The 6006-nt window shown below is 77.2% G+C and carries 7 protein-coding genes; 4 read left to right on the forward strand and 3 right to left on the reverse strand.

The genetic code is table 11. The annotated features are described in order from the left end of the window. The 4 genes from GTR00_RS12250 to GTR00_RS12265 form a co-directional block, all read left to right on the forward strand. The coding region (locus tag GTR00_RS12250) for an STAS domain-containing protein (RefSeq protein ID WP_205705656.1) at nt 1-385 on the forward strand (385 nt) is incomplete at its 5' end. 83 nt (nt 386-468) lie between these two features. After that, nucleotides 469-1284: a diacylglycerol/lipid kinase family protein gene (locus tag GTR00_RS12255; RefSeq protein WP_166611901.1), complete on the forward strand. Its 816-nt coding sequence runs from the start codon at nt 469-471 to the stop codon at nt 1282-1284. A 219-nt stretch (nt 1285-1503) separates the two neighbouring features. Beyond that, nucleotides 1504-2361 carry a phospholipase D-like domain-containing protein gene (locus GTR00_RS12260; RefSeq protein WP_205705657.1) on the forward strand — a complete coding sequence of 286 codons (858 nt, stop codon included), beginning with the start codon at nt 1504-1506 and terminating at the stop codon, nt 2359-2361. Nucleotides 2362-2580: 219 nt separating this feature from the next. After that, nucleotides 2581-4374, forward strand: a complete 1794-nt coding sequence (locus GTR00_RS12265) for a thiamine pyrophosphate-requiring protein (RefSeq protein ID WP_166611902.1) — start codon at nt 2581-2583, stop codon at nt 4372-4374. A gap of 67 nt (nt 4375-4441) precedes the next feature. On the opposite strand, the gene GTR00_RS12270 is transcribed toward GTR00_RS12265, so the two are convergent. The 3 genes from GTR00_RS12270 to GTR00_RS12280 are packed head-to-tail and all read right to left on the reverse strand — an operon-like array spanning nt 4442 to nt 5722. After that, nucleotides 4442-5116 (reverse strand): DUF6766 family protein, encoded by a 675-nt coding sequence (locus tag GTR00_RS12270; protein WP_166611905.1) that lies wholly within the window; start codon nt 5114-5116, stop codon nt 4442-4444. 40 nt (nt 5117-5156) lie between these two features. Next, on the reverse strand, nt 5157-5351 hold the full coding sequence (locus GTR00_RS12275; RefSeq protein WP_166611903.1) for a hypothetical protein: 195 nt from the start codon (nt 5349-5351) through the stop codon (nt 5157-5159). Beyond that, nucleotides 5300-5722: a hypothetical protein gene (locus GTR00_RS12280; RefSeq protein WP_166611904.1), complete on the reverse strand. Its 423-nt coding sequence runs from the start codon at nt 5720-5722 to the stop codon at nt 5300-5302. Before GTR00_RS12280 ends, GTR00_RS12275 begins: the two co-directional genes overlap by 52 nt. Between the last annotated feature and the right edge of the window lie 284 nt (nt 5723-6006).

Raw genomic sequence — 6006 nt, forward strand, 5'->3', positions numbered from 1 at the left:
CTCCCGGTCCCCCTCCCGGTACCCCGCGGTCCTGGAGCTGCGCGGGCCGGAGCGCCGGGGGAGCGCCGGGACCGTCACGGGTGCCGAGCCGGAGGAGGGCGTCACCGTGGTGGTCCCGCCCGACGCCGGCGGCGCAGGGCGCGGTGTGGGCGCGCTGCGCCGCGAGCTGGGCGAGGCGCTGGACACCGGCACCTGCACCCTCGTGGTGGACCTCTCCGGCGTTGCGCACCTGTCCTCGCCCGTGATCGCCCTGCTGCTGCGCGCCAAGCGCCGCTGCCGGGCGCGCGGCGGGCGCGTGGTGCTGCGCGGGGTGAGCCGCGGCGACCTGGACGTGCTGCGGCGCACCGGGTTGAGCCCGCTGTTCGAGATCGACCAGGGACGGTGAGAGCGGTGGGGACCGCGGCCCGGGCGTGGCAGGGTCGTCCGCGGGTGGAACCTCCCGACGGTGTCCCGCGGGAGGTTCCGGCAGTGGTCCACGCAGCGCACGAGGCGACGAGCGGGGCGGCGCGGCGCTTCGAGCGCGTGGTGGTCCTGCACAACCCGAACAGCACCGGCGACGGCCCGGGCAACGCCCACCGGCTGCGCGCGCAGCTCGGGGTGCGCCTGCCCGGCACGCCGGTGGAACTGCGCGGCACGCGCCACCCCGGTCACGCCGAGGAGCTCGCCGAGCGGGCCGTGACCGAGCACCCCGCCACGCTGGTGGTCTCCGCCAGCGGCGACGCCCGCGCCGTGCAGCACCGCCCCCTGCCCGACGCGATCGTGGCCGGGGCGGTGTCGGACATGGACCTGCTGCAGGTCCGGGTGCCCGGGCGGGAACCGCGCTGCGCGCACTCCTACGTCGGCCTGGGCATCACGCCGGTGGCCGCCGCCGAGTTCAACCGGCACGACCTGGACGCGCTGACCGAGGGCCTGCTGGCGCTGCGGACGTCCTGTCGCTGCCGGCCGCCGGCCATCACCCACGACGGCGAGCGCATCGAGCTGGGCAGCCCGGTGTTCGCCAACATCGACCGGATGGCCGAGTGCGCCGTCCTGTCCCGGGGTTCCTCCCCGGCCGACGGCACCTGCGAGACGCTGCTGATGCGGCACCGCGGCAAGCTGGCGCTGCTCGCCGGCATCGTGGAGGTGCTGCGCGGCAGGCACGAGAGCGTCCGCCGCTGCGAGCCGTACGCCTTCACCGCGAGCACCCCGGTGCCGCTGCAGATGGACGGCGAGGTCCACCACGTCGACGCCGGCGCGCAGGCCCTGGTCTCCTGCGCGGCCGGGGCGCTGAGCGTGGTGCGGTGATCCGGCCGCCGGCCGCGACCGGCCGCGGCCCCGCCGACTGGCTGCTCACCGGCGCCGAGCGCGGCAACGACGCCACCGACCTGCCGGCCTGGAGCGCGGGCAACCGGGTGCGCGCGCTCGTCGACGGCGCGGAGTTCTTCGTTCTTCCCCGCGCTGGCGGCCGCGCTCGCCGGCGCGGGGGCGGGCGACCCGGTCCTCTTCGCCCACCTGGCCCACCAGGTGCGCGGCGGCGCGGAGGTGCTGCTGGACCAGCGGGTGCGCACCCTGGGCAGCCGCCACCAGAAGTTCGTGGTCGTCCGCCACGCCGGACACCCCCGGGACGACCGCTGGGCGGACCGCGCACCGCTGTCGCTGCCGCCCGGGCAGGCGCTCTCGGACGTGGCGCGCCGCCTGCTGCACCGCCCGCACCCGCTGCCCGCGCCGGCACCGCCGCCGGCCGGTTCGTGCGCGGTGCAGCTGCTGCGCACCCACCCGCGCCGCCGGCCGCGCTACCCCTTCGCCCCCGACGGCGAGCGCAGCAGCGCCGCCGGGCACGCCGAGGCGCTGCGCCCGGCGAGGCGGCTGGTGTACCTGGAGGAGCAGTTCCTCTGGTCGCGCCAGGTCGTGCGGGTCTTCGCCGACGCCCTGCGCACCACGCCGGGGTTGCAGCTGGTCGTCGTGCTGCCGCGCCACCCCAAGCGCGGCGGGATCGCCGCGCCGCCGTTGCTGCTGGGGCAGGTGCGCGACCGGCGGGAACCGGCCGACCCGGCGGGGCTGGGGGACCAGGCGCGCAGCTTCGCGCGCGAGCTGCGCCTGCGGCTGGTGCGCGAGCACCTGGGCAGGAGCAGCGGCGACGGCAGCGGCGACGGCAGCGGCGACGGCAGCGACGCCGACCTGCTCGACCCCGGCGGGGCCGTGGAAGCCCTGCGCCGCAGCGCCGCCGCGCTGGACGCCTGGCACGCCGCCGGCCGGCGCGGACCGCGCCCGGCGGGTCGGCTGCGCGCGCACCCGGACCCGGTGCTGCCGCGCTGGCAGCAGGTCCTGGCCGCGCCCGTGCAGCGCACCGTCCTGGACCCCGCGGCGGTGCACGGCCGCTGAGCCCCGCCCCGCCGCACCGGGACGCTCTCCGGCACCGCCCCGCTGGCCGGGCGCTTCACCGACCTCGGCGCACCGGCGCACCTGGCGGAGCTGTGGTTCGCCGCCGTTGAACGCGCCGGCGCGACCCGCCCGCGCAGGAGGCGGGCATGGAGGCGGGCATGGACCCGAGCGCCCGGGGTAGGGGAGGAGCGGGGCGAGGTCCACCCGAGGAGGACGACGATGGGGCAGGAGCAGCGACTGGTCGCCGACCTGGTGGTCGAGCGGTTGCGCGCGTGGGGGGTCCGGCGCCTGTTCGGGCACTCCGGCGACGGGATCAACCCGGTGCTCGGGGCGCTGCGGCGCGCCGGCGAGGAGCTGGAGTTCGTGCAGGCCCGGCACGAGGAGAACGCCGCGCTGATGGCGGTGGGGCACGCCAAGTACACCGGCGAGGTGGGCGTCGTGCTCTCCACGCAGGGCCCCGGCGCGGTGCACCTGCTCAACGGCCTGTACGACGCGAAGCTGGACAGCGTCCCCGTGGTCGCCGTCGTCGGGCAGCAGCAGCGCACGGTGCTGGGCGCGGAGTACCAGCAGGGCATCGACCTGCAGACCCTCTTCGGCGACGCCACCGGCTACGTGCAGACGGTCCTGGCCGCCGAGCACGCCCCCACCGTCCTGGACCGCGCGTTCCGCACCGCGCTGGCGACGCGGCAGCCGTGCGCGGTCGTGCTCCCGCACGACGTGCAGCAGCTGCCCGCCCCGGACCCGCTGCCGCAGGAGCACGGCGTGATCGTCAGCGTCCCGGAGCGGCGGCGCCCGCGGGTGCTGCCGCAGCTGGAGGACCTGCGGCAGGCCGCGGAGGTGCTCAACGCCTCCCGGCGCCCCGCCCTGCTGGTCGGGCAGGGCGCCCGGCACGCCGGCGAACAGGTGCGGGCGGTCGCCGAACGGCTCGGCGCGGGCGTGACCACCAGCCTGCTCGGCAAGCCCTGGGTCGACGAGCGGCTGCCCACCAGCGCCGGCGTCATGGGCCACCTGGGCACCAGCGCCAGCGCCACCGTGCTCTCCGAGTGCGACGCGCTGCTCATCGTGGGCAGCAACGACCCGTGGACGGAGTTCTACCCGCCGCCGGGGCGGGCGCGCACCGTCCAGGTCGACCTGGACCCCCGCCACCTCGGCAACCGCTACCCCGTCGAGGTCGGCCTGCCCGGCGACGCCGCCGAGACGCTGGAGGCCCTGCTGCCGCTGCTGGACCCGCCCGCCGACGACACCTGGCGCCGGCGCGTCACCGGGGCCGTGGCGCGCTGGCGCTCGCTGGCCGAGCGGCGCGCCGCGCTGCCCGCGCAGCCGCTGAACCCCGAGCTCGTCGTGCGCGAGCTGAGCCGGCGCTTGCCCGCCGACGCGCAGGTCAGCGTGGACGTCGGCTCGATCACCTACTGGTACGCCCGGCACCTGACCCTGCCGCCGGGGGTGCAGGCCCACCTGTCCTCCACGCTGGCGAGCATGGGCTCGGCCCTGCCCTACGGCATCGCCGCGAAGCTGGCCGACCCCTCCCGGCCGCTGGTGGCGCTGGCCGGCGACGGGGCGGTGCAGATGAACGGCGTCGCCGAGCTCATCACCGTCGCCGGGCTGTGGCGGCGGTGGGCCGACCCGCGCTTCGTGGTGTGCGTGCTCAACAACGGCGACCTGGCCGAGGTGACGTGGGAGCAGCGCGAGATGGAGGGCGACCCGCGCTTCGGCGCCAGCCAGCGCCTGCCGGACTTCCCCTACGCCCGCTACGCCGACCTGCTCGGGCTGCGCGGCCTGCGCGTGGACGACCCGGCCGACCTGCCCGCCGCGTGGGACGCCGCGCTGTCCGCCGACCGCCCCGTGGTGCTCGAAGCCGTCGTCGACCCCGAGGTGCCGCTGCTGCCGCCGTTCCCCGCCGGGGAGCAGAAGCTGGAGCAGGTGCGCTCCGCCCTGGCCCAGGACGGGGACGCCGGCGAGCGCGCGCTGCGCCTGCTGGAGGAGCAGGCCCGCCAGGAGCGGGAGCTGGGCTGAGGACCGCCCCGCGCCGTCGCGGCGCCACCGCCGGCTCGTCGGGCGCGCTCCTCGGCCGGGGCGGTCCTCAGCCCTCCACGCCGGTGTCGTCGTGGGCGGCGCCGACCGGCTTGGACTCCGGGGAGCCGCGCTGGCGCAGGTAGATCGACAGCGCCGCCATGCTCGCCACGGCCAGGAACTCCGACTGCCAGTTCTGCGTGGTGCGGTTCCAGAAGTCCGGTGAAGCGAGGTAACCGCTCCAGCTCACCGGAGCCTGCAGCTGCCGCAGCTGCTCCTCGTTGTACGCCGCGCGCCCGGCGATCGACTGCGCCAGCCAGGACAGCAGGAAGATCGACCCCATCACCACCCCCAGCGAGCGGGAGTACAGCCCCAGCCGCCAGCCGCCCGCCCTCGCCCACGCCGGGGAGTGGGCCTTGGCGTGCACCCCGACCTGCTGGTCCTCGTCGGAACCGCGACCGGCCTGGTCCACCTCCTTGGACTCCGGTGAGCCCTGCTGCACCAGCCACACCGTCAGGACGGTGTAGAGGAAGAACTGCAGGTACTCCGACTGCCAGTTCTCCGCCACCGCGACGGCGAAGTCGGAGGTGCCCAGGTACTGCACCAGCGAGACCGCGTCGGCGCCGTCGGCCACGGCCTGCTCGTTGTACTGCGCCACCCCCGACAGCGCCTGCCCGGCCAGCGCCAGCACGAAGAGCGCCCCGAAGGCCAGCGTGAGCCCGTTCAGCTGCGCGAAGCGGCGCATCACGACCCCACCCCGGTGCCTGCCGCGCTCGCCGGTGCCCTCAGCGGTGCAGCAGGCCCAGGGCGATGACGCAACCGAGACCGACGGCCACCACGACCAGGGTTCCCCAGAAGACGACCTTCACCTCGTCCTCCTCCCACCACTCCTCCCACCACTCCTCCCACCACGGCTCAGCCCTCCTCCTCAGCCGCCCTGCAGCGCGCAGTCGGCCGGCGCCTGCGGTCGCAGGGTGCACCCGGCGGCGCTGACCAGCCACCGGTCGTCGACGCGGACGAGGAAGACGCTGGTCCCCGGCGCCGCGACGAGCGCCGAGCGGCCCCACACCTGCGCGGCCGGCAGCGGTTCGGCCGGCGCGGGCAGGCTCAGGGCGCCGGCGGCCTCGGGGCAGGACGCGGCCTGCTGCGCCAGCTGCCGCGCGGTCGCCGGCGCCAGCAGCGCGCACACCCGTTCCGCGTCGCCGTCCGCGGTGGCGGCGGTGAAGTCCGCGGCCACCCGCAGAGCGGTGTCGCTGCCCGCCGGGGCGGCGCAGGCGGCTCCGGCCGCGAGCGCGGCCAGCAGGACCGGCGCTGGCCGACCGAGGGTGAGGACGCTCCGTGCTGCGCGCATCCGGCTCCTCCCGGCGGTGGGCGTGATCGAAGCACACGACCACCGCCCGTGCCCACCGACGGCGGGCACCACCGGCCGTCGCGCCCGCCGGTGCCCGCGGTGGTGACCGCGGCCCCGGCCGGACCTACAGTGGCGGTACTGCGCCACCGTCGTGCGCGCACCACCGGACGCTCCGGGTGCGCACGACGGCCCGGGTTGAACCCCAGCTCCCGCAGGATCCCGTCCCCGCACCAGGGGGCCGGAACCGCCGCTGTGGAGCCCGGGCCCGCCGGTCTCCACCCGCC

Origin of the sequence: Kineococcus indalonis (assembly GCF_009906395.1) — a bacterium.
Classification (GTDB): Bacteria; Actinomycetota; Actinomycetes; order Actinomycetales; family Kineococcaceae; genus Kineococcus; species Kineococcus indalonis.